We start from the raw sequence: 15248 nt of genomic DNA, 5'->3' as shown, positions 1-15248 counted from the left end.
GTGAAACCCTTCCTGCTCCTGGCCACCCGGTCCGAGGACGAGGCCGCCGACGGCGAGTACCTCGCCTTCCTGCGCGCCACCGGCCTGGCCGAGGCGGACCTCCACCGGATCCGTCTCGAGGCGACGCCGCTGCCGGAGATCGACCTCGAGCAGTACTCGGGCATCTTCGTCGGAGGCAGCCCGTTCACGAGCTCGATCCCGCCCGAGCACAAGGGCGACACCCAGCGGCGCGTCGAGGCCGAGCTCTCCGGCCTCCTCGACGTCCTCTGGGAGCGCGACTTCCCCTTCTTCGGGGCCTGCTACGGCATCGGCACCCTCGCCCGGCACCGCGGCGGCGTCATCGACGGCACGTACTCGGAGCCCATCAGCGCCCCCGTCGTCACCCTCACCGACGAGGGGGCGCGTGACCCGGTCCTGCGCGGGCTGCCGCACAGCTTCCAGGCCTTCGTCGGCCACAAGGAGGGGTGCACGGTCCTGCCCGAGGACGCCGTCCTCCTCGCGAGCTCCCCCCTGTGCCCCGTCCAGATGTTCCGGGTCAAGGAGAACCTCTACGGGACGCAGTTCCACCCCGAGCTCGGCCTCGAGGGGCTCGTCGAGCGCATGGAGATCTACCGCCACGCCGGGTACTTCCCGCCCGCCGAGTTCGACCTGGTCCTCGCCGAGGTCCAGCGCGCCGACGTCCACGAGGTCGGCCAGATCCTGCGCAACTTCGTCGAGATCTACGCCCGCTGACCAGCCGGGGGACGGCCCGGGAAGCAGAACGAGCCCGCACCATCGGTGCGGGCTCGTTGCTCTGGCGGTAGCGCTGGGATTCGAACCCAGGGTGGCTGTTAACCACACACGCTTTCGAGGCGTGCTCCTTAGGCCGCTCGGACACGCTACCCCGGCGCGCTACGTTACCCGCTGGCGCCAGATCCGCCCAAACTGGGGTCGGCCCGCACCGGGACGCCAGCCGTCCGGTCGCCGGAACGGCGCACCCGCGCCACGATGATCGTCCCGAGACCGCCCGGCGACGACGAGGTGCCCCGTGACTTCCCTGTGGTTGGACCGCCCTGACATCCCACGCTTCCCCGCACCCCCCGCGGGCGCGAGCTACGACGTCGTCGTCGTGGGCGCCGGGCTCACGGGCCTGACCACCGCGCTCCTCCTCGCCCGGGCGGGGTGCACGGTCGCCGTCCTCGAGGCGCGCGGGGTCGGGGCCGCGACCACCGGCAACACGACGGCCAAGGTCAGCCTCCTCCAGGGCACGAAGCTCTCCCGCATCTCGAGGCACCACCCCGCCTCCGTCGTCCAGGACTACGTCGAGGCGAGCAGCGAGGGCCAGGCGTGGCTGACCCGGTACTGCGCCGACCACGGCATCGCGACCCAGCGGCGCGACGCGTTCACGTACGCGACGACCGAGGAGGGCCTCGCCGCCGTCGAGGCCGAGGTCGAGGCCGCGGGCGCCGCCGGCCTGCCGGTCGAGCTCGTCCCCGACGCCGGGCTGCCCTACCCGACCCTCGGTGCCGCGCGCCTGGCCGACCAGGTCCAGCTCGACCCCATGGACGTCCTCGTCCAGCTCGCGCGCGACGTCATCGAGCACGGCGGGGAGATCTACGGGGGCAGCCGAGTCGTCGACGTCGCGAGCGGGAAGCCCTGCACGGTCCACACCGAGGACGGGACGGTCCGGGCGGACCGCGTCGTCCTCGCCACCGGCATCCCCGTCCTCGACCGCGGCGGGTTCTTCGCGGGGCTCGAGCCGCAGCGCTCCTACGCCCTCGCCTTCGCCGTGCCGGGCACGGTACCGACCGGCATGTACCTCTCCGCGGACTCCCCCACGCGGTCCCTGCGGACGGCACCCGGGGCCGATGGCGAGCTCCTCCTCGTCGGGGGGTCGGGCCACACCGTGGGCCGGGCGGAGTCCCCGCGCGGCCACGTCGAGGAGCTGATGGCCTGGACGACGGAGCACTTCCCCGGCGCCGAGCTGACGCACTCGTGGTCCGCGCAGGACTACCGCCCCGTCGACGACCTCCCGGTCGTCGGGCCGCTCACCGCGACGAACGACCGGATCCTCGTCGCCACCGGCTATGACAAGTGGGGCATGACGAGCGCGGTGGCCATGTCCCTCGCGCTGTCGGCGCAGCTCCTCGGGGGGAACATCCCGTGGGCGCACTCGCTGCGCTCGTGGCGGTCCGGCGCGCTGCGTGGTGCGGCGTCCGCGGTCCGTCTCAACGCCGAGGTCGCCGCCCGCCTCGCCACCGACTGGGCGAAGCCCCGTCCCCACAGCCGCCCGGGCGTACGGCCGCCGGAGGGCGAGGGACGCGTCGAGCTCGACGGCGTGCGCCCCGTCGCCACGAGCACGGTCGACGGCACCACCCGCCGCCACTCGGCCGTGTGCCCGCACCTCGGCGGGATCCTCAGCTGGAACGACGCCGAGCGGTCCTGGGACTGCCCCCTCCACGGCTCGCGCTTCGCGGCCGACGGCTCGGTCCTCGAGGGCCCGGCCCTCTGCGGCCTGCGCGCGCTCACCCCCGATCCGTAGGCCGGGCGGCGGCGGCGCCGTCCTCCCCGCACGCTCCCACCAACCGTCCCGGCGCCGAAGCGCCGCAGCCCCGAGGAGAACCATGGCCACCGCCTCGAACCCCAGCACCCCCCGCACTGAACCGACCGAGGGCTCCGGCGGTGACGAGACCCGCCTCAAGCGGAGCATCACGGGCCCGCTGCTCTTCGTCTTCATCCTCGGCGACGTCCTCGGCGCCGGGGTCTACGCCCTCACCGGAGTGCTCGCCGGGGAGGCCGGGGGTGCCATGTGGATCCCCATCCTCGTGGCGCTGGCGATGGCTCTGCTGACGGCGGCGTCCTACGCCGAGCTCGTGACGAAGTACCCGCGGGCCGGCGGCGCGGCCGTCTTCGCCCAGCGCGCCTTCAAGTCGCCGGTCGTCTCGTTCCTCGTCGGCTTCTCCATGCTCGCGGCCGGCGTCGTCAGCGCCGCGGGCCTGGCCATCGCCTTCGCCGGCGACTACCTCGCCACGTTCGTCCCCGTGCCGACGGCGGTCGCGGCGCCGGTCTTCCTCGTCCTCGTCGCGCTGCTCAACGCCCGCGGCATCAAGGAGTCGATGCGCTCCAACCTCGTCATGACGATCATCGAGACGTCCGGGCTCGTCCTCGTCATCGTCCTCGTCGGCATCGCCCTCGGCGGCGGCGCCGGTGAGCCCTCCCGGATCATGGAGTTCCCCGACGGCGTGCCCGCGGGCTCCGCGATCCTCGCAGCCGCCGTCATCGCGTTCTACAGCTTCGTCGGCTTCGAGACGTCGGCGAACATCGCCGAGGAGGTCCGCGACGTCCGGCGCGTGTACCCGCGCGCCCTGTTCGGCGCCCTGCTCGCGTGCGGGGTGGTCTACGTCCTCGTCGCCATGGCCTCGGCCGCGATGCTCCCCCCCGACGAGCTCTCCGGGACCAGCGGCCCCCTCCTCGCGGTCGTCGAGGCGACCGGTGCCGGGCTCCCGCCGTGGGTCTTCAGCGCCATCGCGCTCGTCGCCGTCGCCAACGGCTCCCTCCTCACGATGATCATGGCGAGCCGGCTGACCTTCGGGATGGCGGAGCAGGGCCTCCTGCCGCCCGTCTTCGCCCGCGTGCTGCCCCGGCGCCGTACGCCGTGGGTCGCGATCGTGGCCACCACCGCCGTCGCCATGGTCCTGACGATCGTCGGGAACCTCGCGACGCTGGCGGAGACCGTCGTCCTGCTCCTCCTCCTCGTCTTCATCTCGACGAACGCCGCTGTCCTCGTCCTGCGCAAGGACCGGGTGGACCAGGCGCACTTCCGTACCCCGGTCGTCCTGCCGGTCCTCGCGCTCGTCTCGTGCGTCGTGCTCCTCATCCAGCAGAGCGCGACGGTGTGGCTGTTCTCGGGCGTCCTGCTCGTCGTCGGCGCCGTCCTCTACGTCGTGAGCACGCAGCCGTGGCGCACGAAGCAGGACGGGGCCGGACGTCCCGACGACGCGCGGACGGACGACGTCCACCCGTAGCCTCGACCGATGGACACCGGGGGCGGTCGGCGCGAGCTCTTCCCGACCGCGTACGCGAGCGAGCGGACGGAGTCGCTGCCGCGGTTCGTCGTCAAGCCCGCGCTGCTCGCCCCGCCGGCCTCGGCGGCGACGCCCGAGCCGGAGGACCTCGGCGCGGCGCTCGCGCCCGTCGTCGACGCCCTCGCCGGCCGGCGGACGGCGGTGCTCACCGGCGCCGGCATCTCGACGGACTCCGGCATCCCGGACTACCGGAGCCCCGGGTCACCCGCCCGCCAGCCGATGACGTTCCAGCAGTTCGTCTCGAGCGAGGCGTTCCGCCGGCACTACTGGGCGCGCAACCACCTCGGCTGGCGCCACCTCCTCGCGGCACACCCGAACGCCGGGCACACCGCCCTCGCCGAGCTCGAGGCGGCCGGTGCGGTCACGGGCGTCGTCACGCAGAACATCGACCTGCTCCACCTGCGGGCCGGCTCGCGCACGCTCGTCCACCTCCACGGCCGGTACGACCGCGTCGTGTGCCTGAGCTGCGACGTCGTCATCCCCCGCGCGGAGCACGACGAGCGCCTCAGCTCGCTCAACCCCGGCTGGCGTGAGCGGCACGCGCAGGTCGCCGATGTCGAGGTCGCGCCCGACGCCGACGTCGTGCTCGACTCCACGTCCGACTTCCGCATCGTCGACTGCCCGCGGTGCGGCGGGATCCTCAAGCCCGACGTCGTCTTCTTCGGATCGAACACCCCGCGGGAGCGGGTCGCCGCCGCCACGGCGCTCGTCGACGACGCCGACGCCCTCCTCGTCGCCGGCTCCTCCCTCGCCGTCATGTCCGGCCTGCGCTTCGTGCGCCGTGCGGCGAAGGCGGGGATCCCCGTCGTCGTCCTCAACCGCGGTCCCACCCGCGGCGACGACCTCGCCGACGTCAAGGTCGAGGTGAGCACGACGCGCGCCCTCCCCGCCCTCGTCGCCGCGCTCACCGGGGGCACGAACGCGGCCGCCGCGGAAGGCACCGGCTGAGGGCCGCCCCTCACCGCCGTCGGGCGAAGAACTCCCGGAGGAGGTCACCGCACTCGTCCGCCCGGACGCCCCCGACCACCTCGACGCGGTGGTTGAGCCGCGCGTCGCGCACGACGTCGCGTACAGACCCGCACGCCCCGGCCTTGGGGTCCCACGCCCCGAGGACCACCCGCTCGAGGCGGGACAGGACCACCGCGCCCGCGCACATCGTGCAGGGCTCGAGGGTGACGACGAGCGTGCAGCCGTCGAGCCGCCAGACGCCGCGAGTGGCCGCGGCCGCGCGGATGGCGATGAGCTCCGCGTGCGCCGTCGGGTCACCCTCGGCCTCGCGGAGGTTGTGCCCCCGCCCGAGGACGGTGCCCTCCGGACCCAGGACGACGGCTCCCACGGGGACGTCGTCGCCGGCCCGGGCGCGGTGGGCCTCAGCGAGGGCCAGCCCCATCGGGTCGGACCATGTGCTGGGGATCATCCCCCCATCATTCCCGGCCCGGGCGCGCGACCGGTACGTTCTACCCATGCGCCTGCATGTCGCGGACCACCCGCTCATCGCCCACAAGCTGACCGTCCTCCGCGACAAGCGCACGACGTCTCCGACGTTCCGCCTGCTCGTCGACGAGCTCGTCACGCTCCTTGCCTACGAGGCCACGCGCGAGGTCCGCACCGAGCAGGTCGAGGTGGAGACGCCCGTCGCCCCGGCCACCGGGACGCACCTCGCGGCGCCGCGGCCCATCGTCGTGCCGATCCTGCGGGCCGGCCTCGGCATGCTCAACGGGATGTCACGCCTGCTCCCGACGGCGGAGGTGGGCTTCCTCGGGCTGCAGCGCGACGAGAAGACGCTCGAGGCGATCACGTACGCCAACCGCCTGCCCGAGGACCTCTCCGGGCGCCAGTGCTTCGTCCTCGACCCCATGCTCGCGACCGGGCACACGCTCATCGCCTCCATCGACTACCTCCTCGAGCGGGGGGCGCGCGACGTCACGGCGATCTGCCTGCTCGTCGCCCCCGAGGGGCTCCGCACGGTGGAGCAGGCGATCGGCACGCGCGGTGACGTCAAGATCGTCACCGCCGCCGTCGACGAGCGGCTCGACGAGAACTCGTACATCGTCCCGGGCCTCGGCGACGCCGGCGACCGGCTCTACGGCATCGTCTGACCCGTCGCCAGGCGCCGCCGGGTCGAGGCCCGGGCGGCGTCGGCGCGCCGCACGCCCGCCGCGGCGCGCGTCGGGTGCAAACCGCTGAGACGTGTGTGACTGGTGTTATCTGTGTGACTGGTGGTGTTCGTGTGACAAAAGTGCACTCGCGGCGCTAGTCTCGACGCGCACGTCAGCACGACCCCCGGTGGACGCCTGCCCTGCCGCCACCAGGGGCCCTACACGAGATCACAGCCGGCGGGGAGCACGACCAGTCGGGACCCGAGGGGCGCAGCGGGTGCCGCGCCGCGCGCAGCTGCGACGGCAGGCCGGTCGAGGCGGCGGCAGGAGACCTCACCGTGGCCCGTTCGACCCGCCCCGCGCGGAACACCGCCGCCTCGCGCGCTCGAACCTCGCTCCGGCGCGCGGCCGTCCTCACCGGTGCGTGCGGGCTCGCCCTCACCGTCATGGCGAACGCGACGACCGTCAACCCGTCGACTCCCGCGTGGCTCGTGCTCGGCCTCGAGGCCACCGGCATGGAGACGCACCTCGCGCGCCACCCCGCCGGTGACGCCGCCCAGCGCTCGAAGCGCACCGACGTCGACGTGCTCGCCCGCGCCGACCTCCTCGCCCCTGGCGAGAAGGTCGACATCGCCGAGGTCTTCCTCAGCCCCGCGCCGGAGCCCAGCGCGCAGGCCGCGCCCGAGCCCGACCCCACCGTCGAGGCACCCCGCCGGCGGGCCGTCGTCGCGGCGGCACCCGCCGCGGAGCCCGCGCCGTCGGCGAAGCGCTCCGTCGAGGCGCTCGAGCCGGCGCGCACCCCGGCAGCCGCCGCGCCGCCGGTCGCCGCACCGGTCGACGCCGTCGTTCCCGACGCGGCCGGCACTCCCGTCCCGGCGCCCTCCCCGACGGCGGAGCCCGTCCCCGCCGCGACGGCACCGGAGACCCCCACGCCCGTGGAGCCCGAGCCCACGCCCGAGGTGACGGCCCCCCGCCCGACCCCGGAGCCGACACCCGAGGTCACGACGCCCGCGCCCACGCCCGAGCCCACACCTGCACCTAGCACCACCCCGACCCCGACTCCCGCGCCCAGCCCGACGCCAACGCCGACGCCCACGCCGAGCCCGACACCCGCGCCCAGCCCCACGCCGACCCCGACCCCGGCGCCGACGCCCGCGCCCGTGCCCGCGCCCGTGCCGACGACACCCGCACCCGCGCCGAGCCCCACGCCGGCTCCCGCGCCGACGCCCGCGCCGACGCCGAGGCCGGAACCGACGCCCGCGCCGCAGCCCGAGCCCGTCGACACCTACTCCTACGAACGCAACTGGCTGTTCCAGGCGATCAACGCGCTCCGCGCCGACCACGGTGTCGCGCCCGTCGTCCGCAGCGCCGAGCTCGACGCGCGCGCCCAGGCGTGGGCGCAGCACATGGCGCAGACGCAGAGCCTGTACCACACGCCGAACTTCAGCGCGCAGATGGACGCCGCCGGGTGGAGCCGCAAGAGCGAGCTCATCATCCGCCTGCGGAACGGCCAGAACACCCCGACGTCGCAGATCCTCCCCTACATGCACGGCTGGTGGGTGGACTCCCCCAACCACTACCCGTGGATGATCAAGCCGTACTACACCCACGTCGGGTACGGGTACTTCATGGGCCCGGCCGGTCCGTACGCCGTCACCGTCCTCGGCGGCCGCTGACCGCAGACGACCGAGACGCCCCGCCCGGATCCGATCCTGGCGGGGCGTCGTCGTACGGCGCGGGCGTCGTCATCCCCCGTGCCGACGGCTGCCTCGCACGGGTCCTCCGCGGGCCGACCACGCCGGCCCGTGATGCGTATCATGAAGCGCATCAGGACACGAAGTGGTAACCTTGTGCGAGCACGGCATTGGTGCTCAGTAGGCAAACAAGGGCACCGTCGCTCCGTCAGGTCGCGCTTCTTCCCCGCGTGACGAACGCCGCCCGATCGCTCGGCGCGGCGCCCGCCAGCCCACTCGATCGCCGAGGTCTCACATGCCCCGTCCGACCATGCGCTCCTTCGCCCGCCTCCCCCTCGCCGCTGCCACCGCCCTCGCGCTGGCCGCGGCGTTCCTCGTCTCTGCCCCCGCCGCGCAGGCGGCCCCGGACGACGTCCGCTCCCGCGACTACACCGGCGACGGCAGGACCGACATCCTCGTCGTCAACGAGGCCGGCCAGCTCAGCATCTACGCCGGTGACGGCAACGCCGGCTGGACCGGTGCCGCGCTCGTCGGCCCGGGATGGAGCGGCTTCACGGTCGTGACCCCGGGCGACCTCGACAACGACGGCCGGGCGGACATCGTGGCCGTCTCCGACGACGGGCGCCTCTACTTCTACGCCGGGACCGGCAACGGCTTCGTCGCGCGCGTCCAGATCGGCCACGGCTGGCAGAACTTCACCAACGTCTTCTCGCCGGGGGACTTCAACGGCGACGGCGAGCCGGACATCATCGCGACCACCGCGTCGGGGGAGATGTACATCTACTACGGCAACGGCGCGGGCCGCACGAGCGGGTCCGACCAGATCGGCTTCGGCTGGGACGTCTTCACCGACGTCATGCCCGGCGGGGACGTCAACGGCGACGGCCGGGCGGACATCCTCGCCCGTGACGCCGAGGGCCGGCTCTTCGCCTACTACGGCCGGGAGGGCACGACGATGTCCGCGCGCGACCAGGTCGGCAACGGCTGGGGTCCCTTCGACCGGATCTCCTCAGTCGGTGACTTCACCGGCGACGGCCACACCGACGTCTTCGCCGTCCACGAGCGCTCCGGCGAGGCCTGGGTCTACCCGGGCAACGGCCGCAGCGGGTTCGGCTCCCGCATCCTCGTGGGGACCGACTGGCGCGAGCCGACGACCAGCGCCGACGCGAGCTTCAGCTACGAGCGCACGTGGCTGCGCCAGTCCCTCAACACGCTCCGGGCGCAGCGGGGCGTCGCACCGGTCGCCCGCAGCGCGGAGCTCGACGCGCGGGCGCAGGCCTGGGCGCAGCACATGGCCCAGACGCAGAACATGTACCACACGCCCGGCTTCTCGGCCCAGATGTCGGCCGCCGGGTGGAGCTACAAGAGCGAGCTCATCGTCCGCCACGGCGGCGGGCGGAACATGGCGACGTCGGCGATCCTCACCTACATGCACAACTGGTGGGTCGCCTCCCCCAACCACTACCCGTGGATGATCAGCCCCAACTACACCCACGTCGGGCACGGGTACTTCATGGGACCGGGCGGCCCGTACGCCGTCACCGTCCTCGGCGGTCGCTGAGCGCACCGCCGCACCACTGAGCCGCACGGGGCCCGTCCGCCTCGTGCGGCTCAGTGCTGCTCGAAGCCGGCCTCGCCGCGCGGATCCTCGGTCCGGACGTCCACGCCGGTGACGTCCGCGCCGTCGGGCCCCTCGTGAAGCCAGGCCAGCAGGGCCGAGACCGCTGCCTCCTCCCCCTCGAGGACGGCCTCGACGGTGCCGTCCGAGCGGTTGCGCACCCAGCCGTCGACCCCGTGGCGCTCGGCCTCCCGCACGCACGCGAAGCGCATGCCGACGCCCTGCACCAGCCCCGTCACGACGACGTGCCGCCGTTGCCTCATCGGTCCTCCTCCTTCCCGAGCAGCTCGAGCACCTGCGTCGCGGTCCCGGTGAGCCACCCGGCGTCGGGGACGTCCGCGACCTGGTCCGCCGCGACCTGGATGACGACGGCGTATCGGTCACCGTCGTCGTCCACGGCGAACCACGAGCCCGTCATCTCGCCCGGGGCGCTGCCGCCCTTGAAGGCGACGTGCTCCCACGGCGCCGCCACCTCCGCTCCCGGGTTGGCGGAGAGGACCTCCCGCACGGGCTCCCCCGCCGCGGTGCCCGCGAGCGCGTCGAGCCCCGCGTGCGCGGCGCAGAGGTCGCGCGCGGTCGCGAACCAGTCCAGGCCCGCCGGCCACGCGGGCTGCGCCATGAGCGCCTCGTCGAGGGTGACGGCGCCTCCCGGGAGCGTCTCGAGGATCGCCTCGCGGGCGGGGCGCGCCGCCGCGGGGTCCGCGCCGGCGTCCTCCCACTGGCGGCGCAGCACCGGGTCGGTGAACGCCACCTGGAACATCTCGCGCGTCGTCAGGAGCGGGGACATGACCTCCGGCGCGGAGTGGCCGAGGTCGCCGAGCGCCGTCTCCACGGCGTCGCGGCCGACGGCGTCGATGAGGAGGTCGGTCGCGGTGTTGTCGCTGATCGCGATCATCCCGCGCGCCGCGTCGAGCACGCTCACCTCGGTGCCGGCCGGCTCGTCCTGGAGGACGCCGGACGGCAGGGAGCGCAGGTCGTCCGTGAGGGTGAGGGGGTCCTCCCAGGCGAGCGTCCCGTCCTCGACGGCCCCGACCACCGCGCCGAGGACGTAGAGCTTGAAGGCGGACCCGATCGGCCGGAGCTCGCCGGCGTCCCGCTCGTGCAGCGGCGTGCACGTCCCGTCCTCCCCGACCCGGGCGACGAGGGCGGACGTCTGCGCATCGAGCGCCGCGAGCGCACCGTCGAGGTCCTCGAGGCTCGCGACGTCGGGGACGGCGGTGGCCGCCTGGAGGAACAGGCCCTCCATGCGCCCGTCCGCCACGGTGGCGACGTGGGCGACGAAGCGCTGGTCGTCCGCACCGACGAGCTCGAGCTGGCCGGCGTCCTCGGTCCCCGCGTACCCGGTGGCGACGAACGGGCCCAGCGCGCGCATCTGGTCGAAGACGGCGGCCACGTCGGCGGCGGGGACCTGGGCGAGGAACGCCTCGGCGAAGCGCGCCGCGGCCTCCTCGGCGCTCGGGCCGGACTCCGCCGCGAGCTGGTCGAGCACCCACCGGGCCGCCTGCCCCGCGCGGTCCTCCGGGATCTCCACGGCGGCGCCGGGATCGCTCGGCGCCGGGGTGGCGGTGGCCGTCGTCGCCGTCGTCGGCCCCGGCTCGGGCGGTCCCTCCCCCGCGCACCCGACGAGCGCGAGCGTGGCCACCGCCATGCCCGTGCCGGCTCGTGCGCTCCGCCGTCGGACCCCCGTCGCGCTCATCCCCCCATCGTCGCAAGTCTCGGGTGCGGGCGTCGAGCGCGGCCGGTCGCCGTCCGGCTCTCGCGGCGTCCCGGCGCCAGGCGCGGGGCGTGGGCCGGCCCGCGTGGGGCATGATCGGGCGCATGGCCGACGACGACCGTCCCTCGATCCCCGCGCCCGCTCCCGCCGTCACGGACGTGCTCGGGGAGCCCTGGGTGGCACGCGAGCTCCCGCTGCGGCCGTCGGACGCGTACGGGGCGGCGCCGCGGGCGGTCCTCGTCCACCAGCGCGAGCGCGTGAGCCGTCGCGCGGTCCTCTACCTGCACGGGTTCACCGACTACTTCTTCCAGGCGGCCCACGCCCAGCGGTGGGTCGACGCCGGCACCGACTTCTACGCGCTCGACATGCGCCTGAGCGGCCGGGCGATCGGTGACCACCCCCGCCCGTCCGACGTCCGGGACCTCGCCGACCTCGACGAGGAGCTCGCCGCCGCTCTCGAGGTCGTCCGCGGCGACGGGCACGACCAGGTGGTCCTCCTCGGGCACTCGACCGGCGGCCTCGTCGCCGCCGGCTGGGCCGTGCGCCACCCCGGCACGGTCGACGCCATCGTCCTCAACAGCCCGTGGCTCGAGCTCAACTCGGGCTGGTTCGAGCGCGTCGTCGCCACGCCGGCCATCCATGTGCTCGCACGCTGGTTGCCGAGCATGCCCGTGGGGCGCCTCGACCCGGGCTACGGGCGGTTCCTCCACCGCACGACCGGCGGCGAGTGGGAGTACGAGCTCGCGTGGAAGCCGATCGCGGGGTTCCCGGCCCGGGCGGCCTTCATCTCGAGCGTGCGGCGCGCGCAGGCGGCGGTCGCCCGCGGGATCGACGTCGGTGCACCCGTGCTCCTGTGCTGCTCGGACCGCTCAGGTCCGCCGAAGCACCCCTCGGCCGAGGAGCTCGAGCGGGCGGACTGCGTCCTCGACGTCGCCCACATGCTCGCGCGCGGTCCCCTCCTCGGCGAGGACGTCACGATCCTCACCGTGCCCGGCGGCGTCCACGACCTCGCCCTGTCGCGGCCGGAAGCCCGCGCCCGGTACGAGTCCGCGGCCATGGCGTGGGTCGATTCCCGGCTGCCGCTGGCCTGACCTGCACGGCAGCGGGACCCGCACCGGTACGGGTCCCGCAGATGCCGGCACCGGTGCCCCGGCCGGCTACGCCGGGGGCGTCGAGCCCGGGGGCGTGCCCGGCAGCCCCGGGCGCTGCCCGGCCTCCTCGCCGGCCGGACCCGTCCCGGGCGCGTGGTCCGCGGGCTCTCCGCCGGACGCGCCGTCGGCGGCGGCCGTCGTCGTCCCGGCACCGCCGCCGGGACCCGCGGGCGTCGGTGCCCCGGCGGGCGTGCCGGTCGCGTCGGTGACGGCCTTCTTCACCTCGATGTCGACCGTGCTGCGCAGCGTCGAGTTCCGCATGAGGAGGACGGCGACGAGCGCGATGACGTTGAAACCCGTCATGACGACGAAGATGAGGTCCATCCCGTCCCCGTACGAGCTCCGGACGATGTCCGCGACCTGCGGCGGCAGGGCGGCGAGGTCGAGGGCCCCGCCCCCGCCCGCGCCGTCGGCCGACGCCTCCGGGTAGCCGGCCTCCGCCATCCGCCCGCTCAGCAGCGTGGCGATGTGGCCGGCGAGGAGGGCACCGAGGACCTGGACGCCGATCGCGCCGCCGAGGGAACGGAAGAACGCAACCGTCGAGCTGGCGACCCCCATGTTCTCCAGGCGGACGGTGTTCTGGACCGCGAGGACGAGGTTCTGCATCGACGCGCCCTGACCGATGCCGACGAGCAGGAGGAAGATCGCGAGCAGCCACAGCGGCGTCGAGACGTCGATCGTCGACAGCAGGGCGACACCGACCGTCATGGTCGTCACCCCGCCGACGACGTAGCGCTTCCACGTCCCGCGGCTGCTCACGAGCCGTCCGGCGATCGTCGAGGCGAGGAAGACGCCCAGCATCATCGGCACCATCATGAGGCCGGACTCGGTGGGCCCGTACCCCCGCCCGATCTGGAAGTACTGCCCGAGGAAGACGGGCGCGGCGAACATGACGGTGCCGACGGAGAAGCTCGCGACGACGCTCAGCGCCGTCGTCCGCTCCGTGAGGATCCACATCGGCACGACGGGCTCGGGCACGCGGAGCTCGACGAGGACGAAGGCGACGATCGCGGCGATGCCGCCACCGACCATGGCCACGGTCTGCCAGGACGCCCACGCGAAGCTCGAGCCCGCGAAGGACAGCCACAGGAGCAGGAGCGTGACGGCGAGGATGATGAGCGCGGAGCCCCAGTAGTCGATCTTGGGGTGGCGGCGCGTCGTCGGCAGCACGTGCAGCCGCCGGTAGAGCACGACGATGGCGACGAGCGAGAACGGGATCGCGCTCCAGTAGCACCAGCGCCAGCCGAGCCACGGGGTGTCGACGATGACGCCGCCGATGAGCGGGCCGGAGACGGTGGCGACCGCCATGACAGCACCCATGTAGCCGTTGTACCGGCCGCGCTCGCGCGGGGAGATGATCGTGGCGATAACCGTCTGCACGAGGGCCATCTGCGCACCCATGCCCACGCCCTGGACGACGCGGAAGGCGATGAGCGCGCCGGCGCTCGTCGCCATCCCGGCGAGCAGCGAGCCCACCGCGAAGAGGGCGATCGCGAAGAGCAGGAGCTTCTTCTTGTCGAAGAGGTCCGCGAGCTTGCCGAAGATCGGCGTCGCCGCCGTCGAGGCGAGGAGCGAGGCCGTGACGATCCACGTGTACTGGAGCTGGTTGCCCTCGAGGTCGGCGATGATGACGGGCAGCGCGTTGCCGACGATCGTCGCGGAGAGCATGGCGACGAACAGCGCGAGGAGAAGGCCGGAGAAGACCTCCATGACCTCGCGGTGCCGGCGCTCCTCGGCGGGGTTGCGGCGTGCGCCGCCGAACCGCCCGGTCGCGCGGGCACGGGGTGCCTCGGGGCTGCGGTCGCGGCTCATGCGCGCACCGCCGACCGGATGCTGCGGGCACGCGCGGCCTCGAGCTCGTTCCCGATGCGTCCGAGCGCCGCCGCGAGCCGCTCGACCTCCTCGGCGTCCCACGCGCTCAGCGCGTCGGAGATCCGGGCCGTGCGGATGCGGCGCGTGGCGGTGAGGGCGGCACGACCCTCGTCGGTGAGGCTGACGAGCGTGGCGCGCCTGTCACCCGGGTCGGGGCGGCGGTGGACGTGCCCGGCCTGCTCGAGCCCCGCGACCTGTCGGCTGATGACCGACGGGTCGACCATGTGCTGCTCCGCGACGTCCGCGAGACGCGCCTCTCCGAGGGAGTCGAGCATGGCGAGGAGCGAGAGCTGGTTCGGGGCGAGGCCGGTCTCGCGGCTGACGTCACCGCTGATGACGCGGTTGAGCCGGACGAGGCCACCGAGCTCGTGGATGAGGGCGCCGCAGGCGAGGACGTGCGGGGTTTCGGGCGTATCGGGCACGCCTACGACGATACGCGTACATGCACCATGCACCTATCTGCGCAGGGCGTGGGTCTGCTCACAGGACGACGCCCGCGCCAGCCGAGCGGCGGCCGCGCAGGGCTGGGCGGCGCGACGCACGTGCGGGAGGATGGTCGGTATGAACCCGGTGGCAGCGCGGACCGTCCGGCTCACGGCCGGGCTCGCCCTCCTGCTCGCCCTCGCCGCGTGCGGGCAGCCCGAGTCCCCCGGGGGCCGGGACGAGTCCCCCGAGACGACGACGGAGCCCACGATGACGCACCCGCCCACCACGCCGCCGCCGGGGACCCCGGGGCCGACCGGGCCCTCCTCCGCCGACGACACCGTCGCGCAGGCGGTGCGGGATCTCGCCGGGCGCCTCGGCGTCACCGAGGACGACGTCGAGGTGGCCCGCGCCGCGGCCGTCACGTGGCGGGACGGCTCGCTCGGGTGCCCGGCGCCGGGCATGGCCTACACCCAGGCCCTGACCGAGGGCATGCTCATCGAGCTCTCCGCCCAGGGCCGTACGTACTCCTACCACTCGGGTCCGGGCCGGGAACCGTTCCTCTGCGAGCGGCCCCAGCCGCCCCTCCGCTCGGGAACCTGACCGGCGGCCC

The 15248-nt window shown here is 74.3% G+C and carries 14 protein-coding genes and 1 tRNA gene; 9 read left to right on the top strand and 6 right to left on the bottom strand.

Going from position 1 to position 15248, the window contains the following annotated elements; translation table 11 throughout:
- Positions 1-732 (top strand): glutamine amidotransferase, encoded by a 732-nt coding sequence (locus tag V2J63_RS03715; RefSeq protein WP_331229620.1) that lies wholly within the window; start codon positions 1-3, stop codon positions 730-732.
- Between the two features lie 62 nt (positions 733-794).
- Here V2J63_RS03715 and V2J63_RS03710 read toward each other — a convergent pair.
- Positions 795-883 (bottom strand) — tRNA-Ser (locus V2J63_RS03710).
- Between the two features lie 144 nt (positions 884-1027).
- Here V2J63_RS03710 and V2J63_RS03705 point away from each other — a divergent pair.
- From V2J63_RS03705 to V2J63_RS03695, 3 genes are all read left to right on the top strand, one after another.
- Positions 1028-2521 (top strand): FAD-dependent oxidoreductase, encoded by a 1494-nt coding sequence (locus V2J63_RS03705; RefSeq protein WP_331229619.1) that lies wholly within the window; start codon positions 1028-1030, stop codon positions 2519-2521.
- Between the two features lie 82 nt (positions 2522-2603).
- A complete protein-coding gene (locus tag V2J63_RS03700) occupies positions 2604-4004 on the top strand; it encodes an APC family permease (protein WP_331229618.1) in 1401 nt (466 codons plus the stop codon).
- Between the two features lie 9 nt (positions 4005-4013).
- Positions 4014-5012 (top strand): NAD-dependent protein deacetylase, encoded by a 999-nt coding sequence (locus V2J63_RS03695; RefSeq protein WP_331229617.1) that lies wholly within the window; start codon positions 4014-4016, stop codon positions 5010-5012.
- 10 nt (positions 5013-5022) lie between these two features.
- Here the strand turns inward: V2J63_RS03695 and V2J63_RS03690 are convergent, their stop codons facing one another.
- Complete coding sequence (locus tag V2J63_RS03690; RefSeq protein WP_331229616.1) at positions 5023-5481, bottom strand: nucleoside deaminase; 459 nt, start codon at positions 5479-5481, stop codon at positions 5023-5025.
- Positions 5482-5527: 46 nt separating this feature from the next.
- On the opposite strand from V2J63_RS03690, the gene upp reads away from it, so the two are divergent.
- The 3 genes from upp (at position 5528) to V2J63_RS03675 (ending at position 9418) form a co-directional block, all read left to right on the top strand.
- On the top strand, positions 5528-6163 hold the full coding sequence (upp, locus tag V2J63_RS03685) for a uracil phosphoribosyltransferase (protein WP_331229615.1): 636 nt from the start codon (positions 5528-5530) through the stop codon (positions 6161-6163).
- A gap of 338 nt (positions 6164-6501) precedes the next feature.
- On the top strand, positions 6502-7839 hold the full coding sequence (locus V2J63_RS03680; RefSeq protein ID WP_331229614.1) for a CAP domain-containing protein: 1338 nt from the start codon (positions 6502-6504) through the stop codon (positions 7837-7839).
- Positions 7840-8152: 313 nt separating this feature from the next.
- Entirely contained in the window at positions 8153-9418 is a 1266-nt protein-coding gene (locus V2J63_RS03675) for an FG-GAP-like repeat-containing protein (RefSeq protein WP_331229613.1), read from the top strand.
- A gap of 50 nt (positions 9419-9468) precedes the next feature.
- Here V2J63_RS03675 and V2J63_RS03670 read toward each other — a convergent pair whose 3' ends face one another.
- The gene (locus tag V2J63_RS03670) at positions 9469-9738 is read right to left on the bottom strand and encodes an acylphosphatase (RefSeq protein ID WP_331229612.1); all 270 of its coding nucleotides are present in this window, start codon (positions 9736-9738) and stop codon (positions 9469-9471) included.
- Positions 9735-11171, bottom strand: coding sequence for a Cpe/LpqF family protein (locus V2J63_RS03665; RefSeq protein ID WP_331229611.1), 1437 nt, complete (start codon positions 11169-11171; stop codon positions 9735-9737). Before V2J63_RS03665 ends, V2J63_RS03670 begins: the two co-directional genes overlap by 4 nt.
- Before the next feature lie 122 nt (positions 11172-11293).
- Here V2J63_RS03665 and V2J63_RS03660 point away from each other — a divergent pair, with 122 nt between their 5' ends.
- Positions 11294-12280 carry an alpha/beta hydrolase gene (locus V2J63_RS03660; RefSeq protein ID WP_331229610.1) on the top strand — a complete coding sequence of 329 codons (987 nt, stop codon included), beginning with the start codon at positions 11294-11296 and terminating at the stop codon, positions 12278-12280.
- A 66-nt stretch (positions 12281-12346) separates the two neighbouring features.
- On the opposite strand, the gene V2J63_RS03655 is transcribed toward V2J63_RS03660, so the two are convergent.
- Positions 12347-14152: an MDR family MFS transporter gene (locus V2J63_RS03655; protein ID WP_331229609.1), complete on the bottom strand. Its 1806-nt coding sequence runs from the start codon at positions 14150-14152 to the stop codon at positions 12347-12349.
- On the bottom strand, positions 14149-14634 hold the full coding sequence (locus V2J63_RS03650) for a MarR family winged helix-turn-helix transcriptional regulator (RefSeq protein ID WP_331229608.1): 486 nt from the start codon (positions 14632-14634) through the stop codon (positions 14149-14151). The genes V2J63_RS03655 and V2J63_RS03650 overlap by 4 nt, the downstream gene beginning before the upstream one ends.
- A 139-nt stretch (positions 14635-14773) precedes the next feature.
- Here V2J63_RS03650 and V2J63_RS03645 point away from each other — a divergent pair, with 139 nt between their 5' ends.
- Entirely contained in the window at positions 14774-15238 is a 465-nt protein-coding gene (locus tag V2J63_RS03645) for a DUF8738 domain-containing protein (RefSeq protein WP_331229607.1), read from the top strand.
- The last annotated feature ends 10 nt before the right edge of the window (positions 15239-15248 follow it).

The organism is Georgenia wangjunii, assembly GCF_036421975.1.
GTDB lineage: Bacteria > Actinomycetota > Actinomycetes > Actinomycetales > Actinomycetaceae > Georgenia_A > Georgenia_A wangjunii.
This window is presented reverse-complemented; position numbering and strand designations above follow the sequence as displayed.

What these genes read in the sequence shown, in the direction of transcription:
- V2J63_RS03700 (WP_331229618.1), top strand. Translation starts at nt 2,604, where the DNA reads ATGGCCACCGCCTCGAACCCCAGCACCCCCCGCACTGAACCGACCGAG.
- V2J63_RS03695 (WP_331229617.1), top strand. Translation starts at nt 4,014, where the DNA reads ATGGACACCGGGGGCGGTCGGCGCGAGCTCTTCCCGACCGCGTACGCG.
- V2J63_RS03690 (WP_331229616.1), bottom strand. Translation starts at nt 5,481, where the DNA reads ATGATCCCCAGCACATGGTCCGACCCGATGGGGCTGGCCCTCGCTGAG.
- upp (WP_331229615.1), top strand. Translation starts at nt 5,528, where the DNA reads ATGCGCCTGCATGTCGCGGACCACCCGCTCATCGCCCACAAGCTGACC.
- V2J63_RS03675 (WP_331229613.1), top strand. Translation starts at nt 8,153, where the DNA reads ATGCCCCGTCCGACCATGCGCTCCTTCGCCCGCCTCCCCCTCGCCGCT.
- V2J63_RS03670 (WP_331229612.1), bottom strand. Translation starts at nt 9,738, where the DNA reads ATGAGGCAACGGCGGCACGTCGTCGTGACGGGGCTGGTGCAGGGCGTC.
- V2J63_RS03665 (WP_331229611.1), bottom strand. Translation starts at nt 11,171, where the DNA reads ATGAGCGCGACGGGGGTCCGACGGCGGAGCGCACGAGCCGGCACGGGC.
- V2J63_RS03660 (WP_331229610.1), top strand. Translation starts at nt 11,294, where the DNA reads ATGGCCGACGACGACCGTCCCTCGATCCCCGCGCCCGCTCCCGCCGTC.
- V2J63_RS03655 (WP_331229609.1), bottom strand. Translation starts at nt 14,152, where the DNA reads ATGAGCCGCGACCGCAGCCCCGAGGCACCCCGTGCCCGCGCGACCGGG.
- V2J63_RS03645 (WP_331229607.1), top strand. Translation starts at nt 14,774, where the DNA reads ATGAACCCGGTGGCAGCGCGGACCGTCCGGCTCACGGCCGGGCTCGCC.